Origin of the sequence: Vibrio sp. McD22-P3 (assembly GCF_021568915.1) — a bacterium.
GTDB lineage: Bacteria > Pseudomonadota > Gammaproteobacteria > Enterobacterales > Vibrionaceae > Vibrio > Vibrio mediterranei.
Genome location: NZ_JAKGTN010000061.1, coordinates 1 through 1980, shown reverse-complemented (window position 1 = coordinate 1980; position 1980 = coordinate 1). Strand labels below are relative to the sequence as shown.

The window sequence follows — 1980 nt, the reverse complement described above, 5'->3', positions numbered from 1 at the left end:
CACAACCCGAACACCAGAGGTTCGTCCACTCCGGTCCTCTCGTACTAGGAGCAGCCCCCTTCAATCTTCCAACGCCCACGGCAGATAGGGACCGAACTGTCTCACGACGTTCTAAACCCAGCTCGCGTACCACTTTAAATGGCGAACAGCCATACCCTTGGGACCGACTTCAGCCCCAGGATGTGATGAGCCGACATCGAGGTGCCAAACACCGCCGTCGATATGAACTCTTGGGCGGTATCAGCCTGTTATCCCCGGAGTACCTTTTATCCGTTGAGCGATGGCCCTTCCATTCAGAACCACCGGATCACTATGACCTGCTTTCGCACCTGCTCGAATTGTCATTCTCGCAGTCAAGCGGGCTTATGCCATTGCACTAACCTCACGATGTCCAACCGTGATTAGCCCACCTTCGTGCTCCTCCGTTACTCTTTGGGAGGAGACCGCCCCAGTCAAACTACCCACCAGGCACTGTCCTCATTCCCGATTAGGGAACCAAGTTAGAACATCAAACATACAAGGGTGGTATTTCAAGATTGCCTCCACGAATACTGGCGTACTCGCTTCAAAGGCTCCCACCTATCCTACACATGTAGGCTCAATGTTCAGTGCCAAGCTGTAGTAAAGGTTCACGGGGTCTTTCCGTCTAGCCGCGGGTACACTGCATCTTCACAGCGATTTCAATTTCACTGAGTCTCGGGTGGAGACAGCGTGGCCATCATTACGCCATTCGTGCAGGTCGGAACTTACCCGACAAGGAATTTCGCTACCTTAGGACCGTTATAGTTACGGCCGCCGTTTACCGGGGCTTCGATCAAGAGCTTCGTCCGAAAACTAACCCCATCAATTAACCTTCCGGCACCGGGCAGGCGTCACACCGTATACGTCATCTTGCGATTTTGCACAGTGCTGTGTTTTTAATAAACAGTTGCAGCCACCTGGTATCTGCGACTCTCGGTAGCTCCATCCGCAAGGGACTTCACCACTAAGAGCGTACCTTCTCCCGAAGTTACGGTACCATTTTGCCTAGTTCCTTCACCCGAGTTCTCTCAAGCGCCTTGGTATTCTCTACCCGACCACCTGTGTCGGTTTGGGGTACGATTCCTTACAATCTGAAGCTTAGAGGCTTTTCCTGGAAGCATGGCATCAATGACTTCACTACCGTAGTAGCTCGACATCGTGTCTCAGCCTTAAAAAGGTCCGGATTTACCTAAACCTTAAGCCTACGCACTTGAACCTGGACAACCGTCGCCAGGCCCACCTAGCCTTCTCCGTCCCCCCATCGCAATTGTAAGAAGTACGGGAATATTAACCCGTTTCCCATCGACTACACATTGCCGCAGCTTCGGTGTATAGCTTAGCCCCGTTACATCTTCCGCGCAGGCCGACTCGACTAGTGAGCTATTACGCTTTCTTTAAATGATGGCTGCTTCTAAGCCAACATCCTAGCTGTCTAAGCCTTCCCACATCGTTTCCCACTTAGCTATACTTTGGGTCCGAGGCTCTACCTAAATAGATTTCGGGGAGAACCAGCTATCTCCAGGTTTGATTGGCCTTTCACCCCTAGCCACAAGTCATCCGCTAATTTTTCAACATTAGTCGGTTCGGTCCTCCAGTTGATGTTACTCAACCTTCAACCTGCCCATGGCTAGATCACCTGGTTTCGGGTCTATATCCAGAGACTGAACGCCCAGTTAAGACTCGGTTTCCCTACGGCTCCCCTAAACGGTTAACCTTGCCACTGAATATAAGTCGCTGACCCATTATACAAAAGGTACGCAGTCACACCACGAAGGTGCTCCTACTGCTTGTACGTACACGGTTTCAGGTTCTATTTCACTCCCCTCACAGGGGTTCTTTTCGCCTTTCCCTCACGGTACTGGTTCACTATCGGTCAGTCAGTAGTATTTAGCCTTGGAGGATGGTCCCCCCATATTCAGACAGGATATCACGTGTCCCGCCCTACTCGATTTCACTGAT

At 51.4% G+C, this 1980-nt stretch carries 1 rRNA gene; it reads right to left on the bottom strand.

The window, feature by feature from the left end:
• Positions 1 to 1980, bottom strand: a 23S ribosomal RNA gene (locus tag L2W36_RS27225); the annotation flags it as partial.